Origin of the sequence: Micromonospora sp. DT63, from assembly GCF_049841615.1 — a bacterium.
Classification (GTDB): Bacteria; Actinomycetota; Actinomycetes; order Mycobacteriales; family Micromonosporaceae; genus Micromonospora.
Map to the genome: position 1 here is coordinate 1 of NZ_JBNCKQ010000007.1, position 15,727 is coordinate 15,727.

Annotated in this window: 16 protein-coding genes and 1 pseudogene; 6 read left to right on the forward strand and 11 right to left on the reverse strand. The window is 72.8% G+C overall.

The window, feature by feature from the left end; all coding sequences use genetic code 11:
• Window positions 1-603: 603 nt before the first annotated feature.
• The gene (locus tag ACLQ27_RS23970; RefSeq protein ID WP_357489993.1) at window positions 604-915 is read right to left on the reverse strand and encodes a MazG-like family protein; all 312 of its coding nucleotides are present in this window, start codon (window positions 913-915) and stop codon (window positions 604-606) included.
• Between the two features lie 252 nt (window positions 916-1,167).
• Between ACLQ27_RS23970 and ACLQ27_RS23975 the strand changes: the two genes are divergently transcribed.
• A complete protein-coding gene (locus tag ACLQ27_RS23975; protein ID WP_425868719.1) occupies window positions 1,168-2,589 on the forward strand; it encodes a hypothetical protein in 1,422 nt (473 codons plus the stop codon).
• An 85-nt stretch (window positions 2,590-2,674) separates the two neighbouring features.
• Here the strand turns inward: ACLQ27_RS23975 and ACLQ27_RS23980 are convergent.
• From ACLQ27_RS23980 to ACLQ27_RS23990, 3 genes and pseudogenes are all read right to left on the reverse strand, one after another.
• Window positions 2,675-3,115, reverse strand: a pseudogene (locus ACLQ27_RS23980) (hypothetical protein); the annotation flags it as partial.
• Window positions 3,116-3,613: 498 nt separating this feature from the next.
• Window positions 3,614-4,723: a DUF3626 domain-containing protein gene (locus ACLQ27_RS23985; protein ID WP_425868721.1), complete on the reverse strand. Its 1,110-nt coding sequence runs from the start codon at window positions 4,721-4,723 to the stop codon at window positions 3,614-3,616.
• Entirely contained in the window at window positions 4,707-5,165 is a 459-nt protein-coding gene (locus ACLQ27_RS23990) for a VOC family protein (protein ID WP_357489987.1), read from the reverse strand. Before ACLQ27_RS23990 ends, ACLQ27_RS23985 begins: the two co-directional genes overlap by 17 nt.
• Window positions 5,166-5,218: 53 nt before the next feature.
• Between ACLQ27_RS23990 and tsaA the strand changes: the two genes are divergently transcribed.
• Window positions 5,219-5,647, forward strand: a complete 429-nt coding sequence (gene tsaA / locus ACLQ27_RS23995) for a tRNA (N6-threonylcarbamoyladenosine(37)-N6)-methyltransferase TrmO (RefSeq protein ID WP_425868722.1) — start codon at window positions 5,219-5,221, stop codon at window positions 5,645-5,647.
• Window positions 5,648-5,654: 7 nt separating this feature from the next.
• On the opposite strand, the gene ACLQ27_RS24000 is transcribed toward tsaA, so the two are convergent.
• Together ACLQ27_RS24000 and ACLQ27_RS24005 are read right to left on the reverse strand one after the other, a co-directional pair.
• Window positions 5,655-6,284 (reverse strand): MBL fold metallo-hydrolase, encoded by a 630-nt coding sequence (locus tag ACLQ27_RS24000; RefSeq protein WP_357489983.1) that lies wholly within the window; start codon window positions 6,282-6,284, stop codon window positions 5,655-5,657.
• The gene (locus ACLQ27_RS24005) at window positions 6,284-7,369 is read right to left on the reverse strand and encodes an S-(hydroxymethyl)mycothiol dehydrogenase (protein ID WP_357489981.1); all 1,086 of its coding nucleotides are present in this window, start codon (window positions 7,367-7,369) and stop codon (window positions 6,284-6,286) included. The genes ACLQ27_RS24000 and ACLQ27_RS24005 overlap by 1 nt, the downstream gene beginning before the upstream one ends.
• A gap of 188 nt (window positions 7,370-7,557) precedes the next feature.
• Between ACLQ27_RS24005 and ACLQ27_RS24010 the strand changes: the two genes are divergently transcribed.
• From ACLQ27_RS24010 to ACLQ27_RS24020, 3 genes are all read left to right on the forward strand, one after another.
• Window positions 7,558-7,977: a hypothetical protein gene (locus ACLQ27_RS24010; protein ID WP_357489979.1), complete on the forward strand. Its 420-nt coding sequence runs from the start codon at window positions 7,558-7,560 to the stop codon at window positions 7,975-7,977.
• Window positions 7,978-8,046: 69 nt separating this feature from the next.
• Window positions 8,047-9,222: a low temperature requirement protein A gene (locus tag ACLQ27_RS24015; protein ID WP_357489977.1), complete on the forward strand. Its 1,176-nt coding sequence runs from the start codon at window positions 8,047-8,049 to the stop codon at window positions 9,220-9,222.
• A 75-nt stretch (window positions 9,223-9,297) separates the two neighbouring features.
• Complete coding sequence (locus ACLQ27_RS24020) at window positions 9,298-10,776, forward strand: cryptochrome/photolyase family protein (protein ID WP_357489975.1); 1,479 nt, start codon at window positions 9,298-9,300, stop codon at window positions 10,774-10,776.
• Here the strand turns inward: ACLQ27_RS24020 and ACLQ27_RS24025 are convergent, their stop codons facing one another.
• From ACLQ27_RS24025 to ACLQ27_RS24045, 5 genes are read right to left on the reverse strand one after another with little or no spacing between them, the layout of a single operon-like run.
• Entirely contained in the window at window positions 10,777-11,649 is an 873-nt protein-coding gene (locus ACLQ27_RS24025; RefSeq protein ID WP_425868724.1) for an SDR family NAD(P)-dependent oxidoreductase, read from the reverse strand.
• Window positions 11,636-13,126 carry a flavin-containing monooxygenase gene (locus ACLQ27_RS24030; RefSeq protein ID WP_425868726.1) on the reverse strand — a complete coding sequence of 497 codons (1,491 nt, stop codon included), beginning with the start codon at window positions 13,124-13,126 and terminating at the stop codon, window positions 11,636-11,638. The genes ACLQ27_RS24025 and ACLQ27_RS24030 overlap by 14 nt, the downstream gene beginning before the upstream one ends.
• Before the next feature lie 59 nt (window positions 13,127-13,185).
• Window positions 13,186-13,725, reverse strand: coding sequence for a PH domain-containing protein (locus ACLQ27_RS24035; protein ID WP_425868728.1), 540 nt, complete (start codon window positions 13,723-13,725; stop codon window positions 13,186-13,188).
• 10 nt (window positions 13,726-13,735) lie between these two features.
• The gene (locus ACLQ27_RS24040; protein ID WP_234589955.1) at window positions 13,736-14,197 is read right to left on the reverse strand and encodes a hypothetical protein; all 462 of its coding nucleotides are present in this window, start codon (window positions 14,195-14,197) and stop codon (window positions 13,736-13,738) included.
• Window positions 14,197-14,676, reverse strand: coding sequence for a hypothetical protein (locus ACLQ27_RS24045; RefSeq protein WP_425868730.1), 480 nt, complete (start codon window positions 14,674-14,676; stop codon window positions 14,197-14,199). Before ACLQ27_RS24045 ends, ACLQ27_RS24040 begins: the two co-directional genes overlap by 1 nt.
• Window positions 14,677-14,720: 44 nt before the next feature.
• Here ACLQ27_RS24045 and ACLQ27_RS24050 point away from each other — a divergent pair, with 44 nt between their 5' ends.
• Entirely contained in the window at window positions 14,721-15,713 is a 993-nt protein-coding gene (locus ACLQ27_RS24050; RefSeq protein WP_425868731.1) for a helix-turn-helix transcriptional regulator, read from the forward strand.
• The last annotated feature ends 14 nt before the right edge of the window (window positions 15,714-15,727 follow it).

Below are 15,727 nucleotides of genomic sequence, written 5' to 3' on the forward strand. Positions count from 1 at the left end.
GAACACCACACACACCACCAGCGGGGGTCGGTGACGTGGGGTGTGAGCACCTCGTCCGGCGCTGCACAAAACAAGGGCAAAGTTTGGGGGCCTGCGAGCCGGGGGCTCGCGGCGCGGCGACCTTGCGAGCGGGGCTCGCGGCGCCGGGACCGTGTGTAACGACCCGCGATCCGCGGTCATTCCCGGCGGCCCGCAAGCGGGGCTCGCGGCGTCCGGACCGTGTGTAACGGCCGGCCATCCGGGGTCATTCCCGGGCCCTCACCGGGGCCTAGGGGGCGGGGCCACGGGTTGTTCGGGGGTCTGCAACGACCCGGCCGCGTCGGCCATTCCCAGCCCGGTCGAGCGGGCGGGGGTGGCCGTGGCCCTGCGATCGTCAGGGTATGTAACGACCCCCGGCCCGCCACGATTCCGGCCCACGGGTGCGACCGGTCACCACCCAACGACCGCCCAGAAACGGACATCCCGCCCAGTCGGGCACAGCGACGCGGGCGGTTGGGAAGGGCCAGGGGATGATCCACTCGGGTTACGTGAAACCGGGGTATTCGGACTCGGCTGATACCCCGGTTTCCATGAAGTCGAGTGGATCATGGAGGTCGGATGGCGTCAGCCTTCCAGGCGAGAGCGGACCTTTTCCGCACAGGCCCCCACAACGGTCTGCGCGTCGAGCCCGAGGCTCTCGATGGCTACGAGCGCGGTGAACACCACGTCGGCCAACTCGGCCGCCACGTCCTCGCGGGTGTGGGTGACACCCTTGCGCGGATTCTGCCCGAGCAGACCGATCCAGGCGGCTGACGCCTCCCCCGCCTCCTCGGTGAGCTTCAGGATGCGGCAGGTCAGTTCCGTCTGCCCGGTGCCGTTCGCCGCGTCCAGCCAGCTCCGCGCAGACCGGGCCGCCGCCCAGATCGAGTCGTCCACGGCGACCAGTCAACCCGACCGCCCGGGCCGGTCACACACCCGGGCCACACGGTCGGGGCGCACCCGGGGGCACGGTAAGGGCGCAGCCCGCACGGTCGGGACGCGCGGGCCGCACCGGCTGTCTGACTGGTCGGTCAGTTCAGCCATTGACTCCGGTCGACGGCAGTCCTAGGTTCAGGGCGCTACCGGCCGGTAGGCAACCGTCCCGCCTGGTCGCCCCCGCAGGCGACATCCGTCCGATGGGGAGCATCGATGCTGTCCGTACCCGTTCGCAGGCTCCGCCCCCTGATCGCCGCCACCGCGACACTGACCCTGGCCGTCGGGCTGCTCGGCGCCGCACCCAGCACCGCCGCCGCAGCCAGCACCGCCGCCGCACCCAACACCACCGGCGCCGCGCCCAGCACCGCCGGCCACGACCCCTCCGGCGACCAGCCGCTGCCCGGCTACACCTTCCAGAATCCGCCGCTGGCGCCGCTGGTGGTGGCCGGCAAGCCGACGACGGTACGCCAGGGCGTGCACCGGCACGCCGCGTACATCATCGAGGTTCCCGCCCGGTGGAACGGTGACCTGGTGGTGTGGGCGCACGGCTACCGCGGCCAGGGCACGGTGCTCTCGCCGGAGCCGCCGGCCTTCGAGCTGCGCCAGCGGCTGCTGGCCCAGGGATACGCGTGGGCGTCGTCGTCGTACGACCGCAACGGTTTCGACATCCGCTCCGGCGTGCTGAGCACGAGGGACCTCGCCGACCACTTCGGACGGACGGTGCGCAGACCTCACCGCACCTACCTGGCGGGGGTGTCGATGGGCGGGTACGTGATCGGGCGCTCGTTGGAGCAGTATCCGGGCTACTACGACGGGGCGCTGCCCATGTGCGGCGTGCTCGGTGACCAGACTCTGCTGGACTTCTATCTGGACTACAACCTGGTCGCGCAGACCCTCGCCGGTGTGCCGGCCTACCCGACGCCGGCCGACTACCTGGGCAACGCGGTGCCCCGCATCCAGGTGGCGCTCGGGCTGGCGGGTCTCACGCCGACCGGGCCGGACACCACCAACGATCGGGGCAAGCAGTTGCGGGCCATCACCGTGAACCGTTCGGGCGGGCCACGGCCCGGCGCGGAGGCGGCCTTCGCGGTCTGGAAGGACTTCCTCTTCTCCATCGCGGTGACCGACGGCGGCGACTCCCCCGCCCAGCGGCCCAGCCAGATCTCCACCAACCTGCTGACCCGCTACAGCCCGAACATCCCGGTCGACGTCAACTCGTCGGTGCAGCGGGTGGCTCCGGAGAACGTCGTGCAGCGACTCCTGCCGACGCTGACCGAGGTGCCGAAGATCGCCGGGCGGCCGAGCGCGCCAGTGGTCAGCCTGCACGACCTGGGCGACATGTTCGTGCCGTTCAGCATGGAGCAGGCGTACGCCACCGACGTGGCACGGCACGGTCGTGGCCGGCTGGTGGTGCAGCGGGCCATCCGGGCCGCGCAGCACTGCGAGTTCAGCCCGGCCGAGGCCGGCGCCGCCTGGGACGACCTGGTGTCCTGGGTACGCACCGGCAAGCGCCCGGCCGGCGACACGGTGACCGATCCGGCGGTGGTGGCCCGACCCGACTACGGCTGCCGGTTCAGCGACCGGGCCGCGTACGCCGCAGGGGTCGGCACCCGCCGCCTGTACGCGCCCTGCTGAGGCAGCGCCGTCCGGACAGCGCCGACACGACGACGCCGGCCGGCTCCCGAGATGGGGGCCGGCCGGCGTGTGTGTGCGTGTCGTGTCACCAGAGCTGCTGGACGACGTCCGCCGCCTGCTCCTCCCACTGCGCGTACGCGTACGGGAAGGCGGAGACCTGCACGGTCTGCGCGGCGGCGGTCAGCGGCAGGTCCTGCCAGCCGCCCACGTTCTTCAGCGCGCTGAAGAACGCCGTGGCCGCGTACTCCGGGTCGGTGATCTGGTCGGGCGTGCCCCAACCGGACGACGGGCGCTGCTGGAACAGGCCCTGCGAGTCGTGGTCGTTGTACGCGCCGAGGTGGCCGAGGTTGTAGAGCTTCGACTCCTGCAACGAGGTGGCGACGCCGATGACCGCGCCACGGTCGCCGACGCCTGTCTTCTTGGCCGCGTCCACGATCGCCCGGGCGTTGGCGAGCTGCGCGTCGTCGAGCGGGATGCGCGACTGGGCGCCCTCGATGCCGTGCGGGATCAACTCGTCGCGGCTCGGCTTGCCGGCCGGCGGCTTGCCGGTGGCGGAGCCGGTGGTCAGCCCGGACTCGACCGGCTGGTCCTTCTGCTGCTTGGCCGAGGTGGCGGCCTTGCCGGTGGCGAGGTCGATGGCGGCGACAGCGCCCTGGTGCGGCCCGCTGGTGACCGGGGCGGCGGTCGCGGTCGGCGCGAGGGCCAGACCGCCGAGGGCAGCCACACCCACCACGCTCAGCGCGGTCTTGCGGTACGAGTCCTTAGCGATGGCGGGGAGCCATCGAGTGAAGTCGACCTTCACGATGGTTCCTTTCGATCGTGCGGAGCGCTCCGGGGTGAACGCTCCTCGGGAGGATGACCGCGGAAAGGGGTTTGGGCTCCGGCGGTACGGGGGACACAACCGGGTTGACGTGTCGGTCATTCCGGAAATGCCCGAGGCGTGGGCGCCTGCGGTCCCGGTCACTCCGAGAATCGGATGGCAGACCCTTCGGACGGCGAAAATGGGACGATCCACCCGGCCGGGTCAACCGCGGTGGGCCGTGCCGAACCGGACGAGAACGTGCCAGAGCTGCTTGAGGTGCTGCAGGGTGTCAGCGATCGGGCCCCGGTCCGCCCACCGCTGCGGCTCGGTGACCACCGACACGGCGCCCCGACCGATCAGCTCCGCGTCCACCGGCGTGCCCGGGCGGGCGAACTCCCGGTGCAGGCGTGCGGCGAGCACCGGGATCGCGGGCCCCCGGAACTCGGCGTCAACCCGGTCGACGGCCAGCGCGAAACCGCTGTGCCAGCGCAGCGGAAAACCGTACCGCCGGGCGGTTGATTCCAGCGCCGCCCCGGTCGGGGTGCCGGCGAACGACGGATCCACCACCAGTTCCTCGACATCGTGCGCGAGGTCGAGCGGGCCGTGGATCTGGGCCTCCACGTAGTCGTCGAGCGCGCGCCCGAGGGTGGCCGGCGTGCTCGGCGCCTCCAGCAGCGTCCGGGCCAGGGAGGCGACGTCCATCCCGGCCCGTCCCAGGCACTCGCCGGTGCCGGCGACGCCGGCCAGCAGCCCGGCGAACACCGCCTCGAAGGCGTCCGCCGTGCCCACCACGTCCGGACCGAGGTGGCTGTCGCCGAGGCAGAAGGTCGCCCGGCCCCACACCGCCGGACGCAGCCGCAGGTGACAGGAGCCGAAGCGGGGACAGGCGCCGTCCGCGTGGTCGAGCAGGTTGATCCCGCCGTACGTGGGTCGCTCCGCCGGGGCCACCCCGGGCCGCTGGTACGCGCCGCCGAACATCCGGTGCTCCCACCGGTCCCGATCGCCACCGGGATACGCGGTGAGGCCGCCGTTGGAGATCCCGGTGACGAACTGACTGCGGTACACCCCGTCCTCGGCCAGCGCCGCCGCGACGGCACGCCCGTCGGCGCACAGGCGATCGGGGTGGAAGTTGACGGTCAGCCGACCACGGTGGGCAGCCGCGGCGAGCAGCAGGTCCGGCCGGTGGCCGACATCGGCCGCGACGATGTGCCGCTCGATCGCGGCGAGCGCCGCGGGACGCTCGACCACCGCCGACGACCGCACGTACGCGAGGGCAGCCGCCTGCGCCGGGGTGAGTGCGGCGCGGAGCCGTCGCTCAGACGTCGCCGTCATGTCCGGGGTCCACGGCGCGCTCCGGCGGTGCGCCCAGCTCCTCGAAGACGGTGATCTGCAGGTCCGCCGGGGCGTCCAGGCGCGAGTTCAGCGACTGCCAGGGCGTACGCGTCGGCGGCGCGATCTCGCTCGCCCCGGCGGCGACCAGCCGGGCGGTGGTCGCCCGCGTGTCGTCGACCTCGAAGGCCACCCGGATGCGCGGCGCGACCTGCCGGCCCACCTCGACCTCGTCGATCATGCGCTTCTGCGCCGGGTTGGCGATCTCCAGGGTGGCCCGACCGGCGTCCAGGATCACCACGCGGGCGTCGCCGTCACCGGTGAACGCCGCCTCCTCGGGCAGACCGAGGGCGTCCCGGTAGAACGCCACCGCGGCCTCGTGGTCGGCCGCCTCCACCACGAGGCGCAGCTGACGGACGACGGGAACCTGGTGCTCGGCGGCCATGCGCCGGATCCTAACAACGCCCTAGGCTGAACACCGTCCGGAAGGGAGCGACGATGGTCGAGACGGATGGCGACGACGCGTACGTGGTGCGTCCGGTCGGTCGGGTGGCCTCGCCGCTGACCGACGCGGCGAGCGCGCCCCGGCAGGGCGATGAGGGTGCGCCCACCGCGTGGCTGATCTTCGACCCGCAGGTCGAGCAGGCTCTGGCCGACCTGTCGGCCGGCGCGGAGCTGCTGGTGCTGACCTGGTTGGACCGCGCCCGGCGCGACGTGCTGACCGTGCACCCGCGCGGCGACGAGACCCGTGCGCGCACCGGCGTGTTCAGCACCCGCTCCCCGCACCGGCCCAACCCGATCGGCCTGCACCGGGTGCGGGTGCTGGCGGTGGACGGGTTGCGCGTCGAGGTGGCCGACCTGGAGGCCCTCGACGGCACCCCCGTCCTGGACGTCAAGCCGGTGCTCGGCCCACCCGACGAACGCTGAGCCGCCGTCAGTGACCGCGGGCCAGCCACTCCGGCAGGTGCGGGGCCTCCGCGCCGATCGTGGTGTCGTCGCCGTGCCCGGTGTGCACGACAGTCTCCGCGGGCAGGGTCAGCAACCGGGTGCGGATCGACTCGATGATGGTGTCGAAGTCGCTGTACGAGCGCCCGGTCGCGCCCGGTCCTGAATGAAACAGGGTGTCGCCGGTGAACACCGCCCCCAGCTCCGGGGCGTAGAAGCTGCACGCACCGGGGCTGTGCCCGGGGGTGTGCAGCACCCACAGCGGGGTGCCGGCCACCTCGATGCTCTGCCCGTCCCGCACCTCGCCGTGCGGCGGCAACTGGGGGTGGACCAGGTCCCAGAGCACCCGGTCGGCGTCGTGCAGCAGCACCGGAGCGCCGGTGGCCTCGGCCAGTTCGGGCGCCACCCGTACGTGGTCGTCGTGCCCGTGGGTGGCCAGGATCGCCCGGACCCGGCGACCGCCCACCAGCGCGAGGATCGTTGGCACGTCGTGCGGCGCGTCGATGATGACGCACTCGTCGTCGTCGCCGATCACCCAGACGTTGTTGTCCACCTCGAACGTCTGCCCGTCGAGCGAGAACGTGCCGGAGGTGACCGCGTGGTCAACCCGGACGGCCATCAGAACACCACCACCGAGCGGAGCACGTCGCCGTGGTGCATCCGGTCGAACGCGTTCTCGACCTGGTCCAGAGCGATCTCCTCGGTGACGAAGGCGTCCAGGTCGAGACGGCCCTGCAGGTACAGCTCGGTGAGCATCGGGAAGTCCCGGCTGGGCAGGCAGTCGCCGTACCAGCTGGACTTGAGCGCGCCGCCGCGGCCGAAGACGTCCAGCAGCGGCAGCTCGATGCGCATCTGCGGGGTCGGAACGCCGACCAGCACGACCGTGCCGGCCAGGTCCCGGGCGTAGAAGGCCTGCTTCCAGGTCTCCGGTCGCCCCACCGCGTCGATCACCACGTCGGCCCCGAAGCCGCCGGTGGCGGCGCGGATGGCCTCGACCGGGTCGGTCTCGGAGGCGTTCACGGTGTGCGTCGCGCCGAACTGTCGGGCCCAGTCCAGCTTGCGGCTGTCGGTGTCCACCGCGACGATCGTGGTGGCGCCGGCGAGGGCCGCGCCGGCGACCGCGGCGTCCCCGACGCCGCCGCAGCCGATCACCGCCACCGAGTCGCCGCGGGTCACGTTGCCGGTGTTCATCGCCGCGCCCAGCCCGGCCATCACGCCGCAGCCGAGCAGGCCCACCGCTGCCGGCCGCGCGGCCGGGTCCACCTTCGTGCACTGACCGGCGTGCACCAGCGTCTTCTCGGCGAACGCGCCGATGCCCAGCGCCGGGGTGAGTTCCGTGCCGTCGGTGAGCGTCATCCGCTGCGCGGCGTTGTGGGTGTTGAAGCAGTACCAGGGCCGGCCCCGACGGCAGGCCCGGCAGACGCCGCAGACGGCCCGCCAGTTGAGCACCACGAAGTCGCCCGGGGCGACGTCGGTGACGCCGTCGCCCACCTGCTCGACGACGCCCGCCGCCTCGTGCCCGAGCAGGAACGGGTAGTCGTCGTTGATGCCGCCCTCGCGGTAGTGCAGGTCGGTGTGGCAGACCCCGCAGGACTGGATCCGGACGATCGCCTCACCGGGGCCGGGATCGGGCACCACGATGGTGGTGACCTCGACCGGTGCGCCCTTGCTGCGGGAGATGACTCCCCGGACTTGCTGGCTCACTTCGCCTCCTGCTGGTGGTGTGCGGCGGGGCCGGACACCGGGCGGGCGGATGAACCGGGCTCGGCGGTGGGCCCCTGGCGAACCTACCCCGATCACCACTGTCGGCCCAGTCGGCCGGGCGGTGCGGTTATCAGCTGTCACGCCGGGTACGCGGGCCACAATTCGGACCACGACCACCGGGAGTGATCATGAAACTCGCGCACCTGCCGCTGCGCGTCACCATCGGGGCGTACTTCCTCAACTCGGGTCTGGGCAAGCGGAACCTGGAGGGCGAGGCCGCGCAGGCCATGCACGGCATGGCGGTGGCGGCGATGCCGCAGCTCGGTCAGTTGGAGCCGCCACGGTTCGCCAAGCTGCTGTCGTACTCCGAGATCGCCCTGGGGGCCGCGCTGCTCGCGCCGTTCGTCCCGGCGCCCCTGGTGGGGCTCGGCCTGACCGCGTTCGGCGCGGGCCTCGTGCAGCTGTACCTGAAGACGCCCGGGATGCGCGAGCCGGGCAGCGTACGGCCGACACAGCAGGGCGCGGGGCTGGCCAAGGACGTCTGGTTGGTCGGGGCCGGCCTGACCCTGGTGCTGGAGGGGTTGACCCACGGCCGCCGGCGCGGCTGACCTGGGCGAATCGCGCCGCCGCCACCCGTTATCGTGTGGGCGACCCGGCGGTCGGTCTGAGGAGCTGCGGTGACCCACAGTCGTTCGGTGCGACCGTTCTACCGACCGATGAGGCCCCGCCGCCGCGACGAGCCGCACCGCGCGGCCACCCCGCTGGAGCTCTTCTTCGACCTGTGTTTCGTGGTGGCCGTGGCGCAGGCGGCGACCAGCCTGCACCACGACGTCGCCGAGGGTCACCTCGCCCACGCGCTGACCAGCTACCTGATGGTGTTCTTCGCGATCTGGTGGTCGTGGATGAACTTCACCTGGTTCGCCTCGGCGTACGACACCGACGACGACGTCTACCGGATCACGACGCTGGTGCAGATCACCGGGGCGTTGATCCTGGCGGCCGGGGTGCCCCGGGCCTTCACCGACGGCGACTTCACCGTCATCACCTACGGGTACGTGGTGATGCGGCTGGCCGCTGTCACACAGTGGATCCGGGCAGCCGCCGGCGATCCGGCGCACCGGGCGGCGGCACGCCGCTACGCGATAGGCGTGACAGTCGTGCAGCTCGGCTGGCTGCTGCGGCTGGCGCTGCCCGACGGTTGGGGCATCGGGGCGTTCGTGCTGCTGGCGCTCGCCGATCTGCTGGTGCCGGCGGTGGCCGAGCGTCCGGGGATGACGCCGTGGCACCCGGGGCACATCGGCGAGCGGTACGGACTGTTCACGCTGATCGTGCTCGGCGAGGCGGTGCTGGCGATCTCGGTGGCGATCCAGACCGGGCTCGACGCGGGCGACCACGGTCTCTGGGCGCTCGCGGCGGCGGGCGCGCTCATCGTGTTCGCGCTCTGGTGGCTCTACTTCGACCGTCCGGTGGACGCGCCGGACCGGTTGCCGTACTCGCTCATCTGGGGTTACGGCCACTATCTGATCTTCGGGGCGATCGCCGCGGTCGGAGCGGGGCTGCCCGTGGTGGTGGACCACGAGCGGCACCTCGCGCACGTCTCCGGCACGGCCGCCGCGTACGCGGTGGCCGTGCCGACAGCCGTCTACCTGCTGACCGTCTGGGTGCTGCTCGTGCGCCGCCAGCAGCACGGCGCGGTGGTCGTCGCCTATCCGGTCGTCGCACTGCTGGCGCTGCTCGTGCCGCTGGGCCCGGCCCCGGTGCAGGTGCTCGCGGTGTTGCTCGTCGCCCTCGTGACCCTGACGGTGCTGCTGCGCGAACGCGACAGCGGGGCGCCTGCGACGCGCCGGGCCTGATTCCGATCTGGATCAGAGGTCGGCCACCCGGCCTGCCGGCGCGCGGGACGGCCCGGAAGTCGGCAGAATTGCGGCATGCCTCGCCGCCGATGGTTGCTGGCCGACCAACTCGGGCCACATTTCCTCGACGACCCCGATCAACCGGTCCTCCTGGTGGAGGTCCGGGAGCTGTTTCGCCGTCGGCCGATGCACCGGCAGAAGGCGCACCTGATCCTCTCCGCAGTGCGCCACCGTGCCGCCGAGCTGGGCGACCGGGCGCTGCTGCTGCGTACCGGCACGTTCCGCGAGGCCCTGGCCCAGGTCGCCGAGCCGGTGGAGGTGTGCCATCCGCACTCCCGGGCCGCGCTGGAGTTCGCCCGCTCGGCGCCCGGGTTGACCGTGCTGCCGCCGCGCGGCTTCATCACCAGCCAGGCCGACTTCGCGGCATGGGCGGACCGCACCCGCCGGGGTCCGCTGCGGATGGCTGACTTCTACCGGCAGGCCCGTCGCTGGCACGACGTGCTGACCGGCTCGGCCCGGGGCACCGGCGGGTCCGGTGGCACCCCGGCGCCGCGCCGACCCCGCTCGGAGGCCCCGGCCGTGCCGGCTACGCCGCCGCCTCCACCGCCGATCGTCGAGGACGACATCGACGCGCAGGTCCGCCGCGACCTGGACCGGTGGGCCGCCGACGGGGTGCGGTTCGTCGGCCGCGACGGCCCCCGGCAGCACCCGGCCACGCACGCCGAGGCGCAGGCCCGGCTGGCGCACTTCCTGACGTACCGGCTGCCCGGGTTCGGCCGCTACGCCGACGTGATGAGCGCGGACGATCCGCTGTTCGCGCACTCGGCGCTGTCGTCGTCGTTCAACCTGGGATTGCTGCACCCTGAGCCGGCCGTCCGCGCCGCCGAGCAGGCGTGGCGGTCCGGCGCCGCGCCGCGTACGGCGGTGGAGCCGTTCATCCGCGGGCTGCTCGGCTGGCGGGAGTTCCTCTGGCAGCTGTACTGGTACCACGAGCCACGCTTTCGGGGCGCGAACTGGCTGGCCGCGACTGAGCCGGTGCCGCAGTGGTTCGCCGAGCTGGACGCCGACGCGGTGGAGGCGCGCTGCCTGGCCGACGTGCTCGCCGCCGTCCGGGACCGGGCGTGGACGCACCACAGCCCCCGGCTGCTGGTGCTCGGCAACTACGCGTTGCAGCGGGGTTGGCGTCCCACCGAGGTGGCGGACTGGTTCCAGCGCTGCTTCGTCGACGGCACCGACTGGGTGATGAACGCGACCGTCATCGGCATGAGCCAGTACGCCGACCTGGCCCGGGTGGACACCCGCCCGTACGCGGTGGACGGCACCGACATCGACGAGATCAGCGACTACTGCGCCGGCTGCCGTTACACCCCCGAGCGGGCGCTCGGCGAGCTGGCCTGCCCGTACACCGGGGGTTTCGAGAGCTTTTTGCACCGCAACCGGGAGCGGCTGGTGGCCGACCCGCGGCTCGCCGCGGAGCTGGCCCGCCGAGACGAGCCGGAGCACCGCGAGGCGGTGCTGGCGCAGGAGGAGAAGCGGGGCAGCAGCCCTCCATGATCAGGTGGGGTCCGCGACGGGCGGCGGGATCGGCACCTGCCGGTCGACGCCCCGGTTCAGTCCGACGACCAGCAACCGGTTGTACGACGCCGGCAGGATCCGGGCCAGCAGGTCGGGGAGTTTCGCCGACCAGCCGATCAGCACCCGGCCCCGGCGCCGCTCGACGCCGCGCAGGATCACCTCGGCGGCCCGCTCCGGGGCGATGGTGAGCAGCTTCTCGAACTGGGCCCGGCCGGCGGTGTACTCCTCGATCGACACGCCGCTGCCGACCCGGGCGTTCTCGGTGATCCGGGTGCGGATCCCGCCGGGGTGCACCGACGTGACACCGATGCCGTCGTCGACGAGTTCGTGTCGCAGCGCCTCGGTGAGGCCGCGGACGGCGAACTTGCTCGCCGCGTACGCGGTCTGCCCGGCCGGCGCGATCAGCCCGAACAGGCTGGAGATGTTGACCAGGTGCGCGCCCGGCTCGGCCTTGAGGGCGGGCAGCAGCGCGTGGGTCAGCTGCGCCACGGCCCGGAAGTTGATGTCGATCACCCAGCTGAACTCGTCGAACGTCACCTGGTCGAACCGCCCGCCGAGGCCGACACCGGCGTTGTTGACCAGCAGGCGGACGCGTGGGTGCCGCTGGCCGATCTCGACCGCGACCCGGGCGGTGGCGGCCGCGTCGGCGAGGTCCACCCGGTACGTGTGCACCTGCCGGTCCGGGTGCGCGGCGTGGATGGCGGCGACGACGGCGTCCAACCGCTCGGCGTCGCGGTCCAGCAGCACCAGGTCACTGCCCCGAGCGGCCAGGCCGTGCGCCAACGCGGCGCCGATGCCGCTGGCCGCGCCGGTCACGACGGCAGTCGCGCCGGCGAACTCAAACCTCCGCACGAGCGGTGCTCCTTCCCTGCCGGGTGCGGCGGGTGAACCGCACACCCTCGTCGGTGAGCCGGCCGTGCCGCATCAGCAGCACGTCACGGGCGTAGTTCTGGTACAGCCGCCAGGGCGCCCGCGCGCCCTGCCTGGGCAGCGCGTCGACGCTGCGCAGCACGTAGCCCGAGCGCAGGTCGATGAGCGGCACCCGCCGCGCGTCGGGCGGTGGGAGCGGGGTGACGACCTGCTGGCCGGTGCGGTCCAGGTGGCGCAGCAGCCGGCAGACGTAACCGGCGACCAGGTCGGCCTTGAGGGTCCACGACGCGTTGGTGTAGCCGATGGTCAGCGCGAAGTTCGGCACGCCGGAGAGCATCATGCCCTTGTAGGCCACGGTCCCGGGAAGGTCGACGTCGACGCCGTCCACCCGCAGTGTCAGGCCACCGAGCGCGAGCAGGTTGAGCCCGGTCGCGGTCACCACGATGTCGGCGCTCAGCTCGTCGCCCGAGGCCAGCCGGACCCCGTGCGCGGTGAACGCGTCGATCGTGTCGGTCACCACCGACGCCCGCCCCTGCCGCACCGCGGTGAACAGGTCACCGTCGGGCACCACGCAGAGCCGCTGGTCCCACGGGTCGTAGCGGGGCGAGAAGTGCCTGTCGACGTCGTACCCGACCGGCAGCTGGCGCTTCGCGCCGCGCCGGAGCAGCCGCTTGACCAGGGCTGGCGCGCGCCGGCTGAGCTGGAAGTTGACAGTGGAGAGCAGCACGTTCTTCCACCGCACCACCCGGTACGCGGCGCTCGCCGGCAGCCGGCGCCGCAACGCGCCGGCCAGCCGGTCGCGCGAGGGCAGGGCGATGACGTACGTGGGTGAGCGTTGCAGCATCGTCACGTGCGCGGCCCGCTGCGCCAGGGCCGGCACCAGGGTCACGGCTGTCGCGCCGCTGCCGATCACCACCACCCGCTGGCCGGTGTGATCCAGGTCGTCGGGCCAGTGCTGCGGGTGCACCAGCCGCCCGGCGTACGCGTCCACGCCGGGCAGGGTCGGCGTGTAGCCCTCGTCGTAGCGGTAGTAGCCGGTGCAGGCGAACAGGAACGAGCAGGTCAGCACCACGGTCTCGGCGGTGTCGGTGCGCTCGGCGTGCACCGTCCAGCGGGCGGTTCCGCTGTCCCACTCGGCGCGCGTCACCCGGTGGGAGAAGCGGATGTGGCGCTGCACGTCGTACTCCCGGGCGGTGTCGCGCACGTACTCCCGGATGGCCGCGCCGTCGGCGATGGCCGTCGCGTCGGTCCACGGCCGGAACGAGTAGCCGAGGGTGAACATGTCCGAGTCGGACCGGATACCGGGGTAGCGGAACAGGTCCCAGGTGCCACCGATCGCGTCCCGTGCCTCCAGCACCGCGTACGTCTTGTCGGGGCAGTCGCGGCGCAGATGGCAGGCGGCGCCGATGCCGGACAGGCCGGCGCCGATGATGAGCACGTCGACGTGGTCGGAGGGCATCGCGTTCCTCCCGTCCGGGGCGGTGGACGGACACTAACACCGCCCCGGACGCCGGGCACCTAGCCCGAGACCACCGCCGGGCCGCCGAACTGACCGTGACGGTGGGAGGCGCGCTCGGCGTCGAGCCGGGCGAGCATCCGCGCGAAGTCGTCGGCCGAGAGCACCGGGCCGTTGTTCTTGCGCAGGCTCGCCATCCTGGAACGCCGCTGCACCGCCGACTCGAACGCCCCGTTGGTCGTCAGCACCCAGCAGGCGTCACGCGCGGTGGGCCCGCCGAGGAGCAGCGCGGGACGGGCCTCGAACCCGGTCACCTCCGGCCAGGGCAGGGTCCGCGTGCGGAACACGTGCCGCAGCCGTACGCCCCGGTCGTTGACGTAGATCCCGGCGAGGTACATCCGCAGGACGCCGGTCAGCCACAGTCCGAGGAACAGCAACGCGCCGGTCAGACCGAGGGCCGCCGATGCATCGATCCTGCCGTCGGCGGGTCCACGGCTGGCGGCGACCACCACGGCGACGGCCATCGTCGACCCGACCAGCAGCGTGAGTCCGGTGACCGCCTGCGCCGCGCCCCAGGGGCTGATCCGCCGCCATCTGCGCATGGTCCGCAGGCTAGTCGGTGGACGCTCGCGTGGATTCCATGATCCAGTTCGTCTCCCAGGTGCGTTCGCCGTCGACCGAGAACGCCTGCTCCCAGCGGGCCGTGGTCGCGGTGATCCCCGACCAGATGAACCGGCACCGGACCGGCCGCCCCTCGTGCTGGTCGTCGGCGTAGAAGCGGCCCACCCCGTCGACGAAACGCCCCACCATCGGCGGCTGCTCCAACTCCCCCCGACCGCTGTTCATCCAGTAGATCGACCACTGCCCGCTCGCCGGGTCGAAGATCCTGATCGTCGCGCCGGAGAAACCCTTGGTCGGAAAGGTGATCTCGTCGAAGTTGCCGCCGCCGCCGAAGAAGCTGTGCGCGACCGACACCCCGGGAAATTCCTCCCACTCGTCGCAGCCGGTCAGCCGCTCGCGCAGCCGACGGTTGACCACGTTCCAGGTGCCCACGTAGAAGTCGAAGTCGCCCATCAGCGGCCCACCGGCCCTTCCGCTCGCGTGTCATCCAGATAGCCGGTCAGGTCGGGAGCCTCGGGCACCAGCATGTGCCGGACCCAGGCGGCCCGCTCGTGCTCCAGCACCGCCAGCTCCCACACGCAGCCGACCTCGCGCCGACCCAGCTCGACGAAGTGGGTCGGGTCGACGTCCGGGCAGTCCAGCGCGGGCTGCCCGGCCACCGCGATGTGCACTTGCAGCGCGTTGTCCCACACCCAGGTGTACGCCAGCAGGTAGGCGCCGGTGTCCGCGCCCCGGTGCAGCACCACCCAGCCGGCGGCCGGGGTGCCGTCGCTCACCGCGCGGGCTAGCAGCGCTGGCAGCAGGTCGTACGCGGCCTTGCGCACCTCCGGCTCGATAGGCCGCTCCGGCTGGTCGATGTGGTAGCGCTTGAGCTGCCAGCCGTCCACGGTGACTGGTCCCGGCGTTCGTAGATCCTTGTCGCGAAAAGCCATGCCGGGACGGTAGGACCACTCCCCTGACAGCTAGTGTCAGTGAAGTGCGGGCCAGTCGACTTCTCTCCGTCCTGCTGCTGCTCCAGTCGCACGGCCGGCTGACCGCCGCGCAGCTCGCCGAGCGGCTGTCGGTCTCCCCGCGCACCATCTACCGGGACGTGGAGTCGCTGCACGCCGCCGGCATCCCGCTCTACGGCGAGGCCGGGCACGCCGGCGGCTACCAACTCGTCGGCGGCTGGCGGACCCGGCTGACCGGCCTGACCGCCGAGGAGGCCGACCGCCTCTTCCTGGCCGGGCTGCCCGGCCCCGCCGACGAGCTGGGCTACGGCGACGTGGTGGCCGCCCTGCAACTCAAGCTGCACGCCGCGCTGCCCGCCCCCCTGCGCGACCGGGCCACCCAGCTGCAACAACGCTTCCACCTGGACACACCCGGTTGGTACGCCGACGGCGACGCCTCCCCCGAGCTGGCCCGCACGGCCGAGGCCGTCTGGCGGCAGCAGCGCATCGAGGTGCGCTACCGCGGTTGGCGCGGCGAGGTGACCCGGGTGCTGGAGCCGTACGGCCTGGTGCTCAAGGGCGGCCGGTGGTACGTGGTGGCCACCCGGCCGGGCCGCGCCGAGCCGGCGACCTACCGGGTCAACCAGATCCTCGCGCTGACCCCGCTGGCGCAGGAGTTCGACCGACCTGCCGACTTCGACCTGCCGGCCTGGTGGCGGGAGCACGTGCTCCGGTTCCGGGAACGGCTGCACCGCGACGAGGCCACCGTACGGCTGTCGCCCGCCGGCCGGGAACGGCTGCGGGAGATCGGCAGCGACCCGGTGGTGTCCGCGGTGGACGCCAGCGCCGGGCCACCCGACGCGCACGGCTGGGTGACCGCCGTCCTGCCGATCGAGTCGCTCACCCACGCCCACGGTGACCTGCTGCGCCTCGGCGCCGACGTGGAGGTGCTCACCCCGCTCGCGCTCCGCGACCGCCTGGCCGCCACCGCCGCCGGGCTGGCCGCCCTCTACGCCCCAGCCGGCCCGCCGACCCGATAGCCACCGCCGCTTCC

Bases quoted from the DNA above. Each gene is read 5' to 3' on its own strand.
- tsaA (WP_425868722.1), top strand. From the start codon at position 5,219: ATGGTCGAGACGGATGGCGACGACGCGTACGTGGTGCGTCCGGTCGGT.
- ACLQ27_RS24045 (WP_425868730.1), bottom strand. From the start codon at position 14,676: ATGGCTTTTCGCGACAAGGATCTACGAACGCCGGGACCAGTCACCGTG.
- ACLQ27_RS24000 (WP_357489983.1), bottom strand. From the start codon at position 6,284: ATGGCCGTCCGGGTTGACCACGCGGTCACCTCCGGCACGTTCTCGCTC.
- ACLQ27_RS23990 (WP_357489987.1), bottom strand. From the start codon at position 5,165: ATGGCCGCCGAGCACCAGGTTCCCGTCGTCCGTCAGCTGCGCCTCGTG.
- ACLQ27_RS23985 (WP_425868721.1), bottom strand. From the start codon at position 4,723: ATGACGGCGACGTCTGAGCGACGGCTCCGCGCCGCACTCACCCCGGCG.
- ACLQ27_RS24020 (WP_357489975.1), top strand. From the start codon at position 9,298: ATGCCTCGCCGCCGATGGTTGCTGGCCGACCAACTCGGGCCACATTTC.
- ACLQ27_RS24040 (WP_234589955.1), bottom strand. From the start codon at position 14,197: ATGGGCGACTTCGACTTCTACGTGGGCACCTGGAACGTGGTCAACCGT.
- ACLQ27_RS23975 (WP_425868719.1), top strand. From the start codon at position 1,168: ATGCTGTCCGTACCCGTTCGCAGGCTCCGCCCCCTGATCGCCGCCACC.
- ACLQ27_RS24010 (WP_357489979.1), top strand. From the start codon at position 7,558: ATGAAACTCGCGCACCTGCCGCTGCGCGTCACCATCGGGGCGTACTTC.
- ACLQ27_RS24035 (WP_425868728.1), bottom strand. From the start codon at position 13,725: ATGCGCAGATGGCGGCGGATCAGCCCCTGGGGCGCGGCGCAGGCGGTC.
- ACLQ27_RS24030 (WP_425868726.1), bottom strand. From the start codon at position 13,126: ATGCCCTCCGACCACGTCGACGTGCTCATCATCGGCGCCGGCCTGTCC.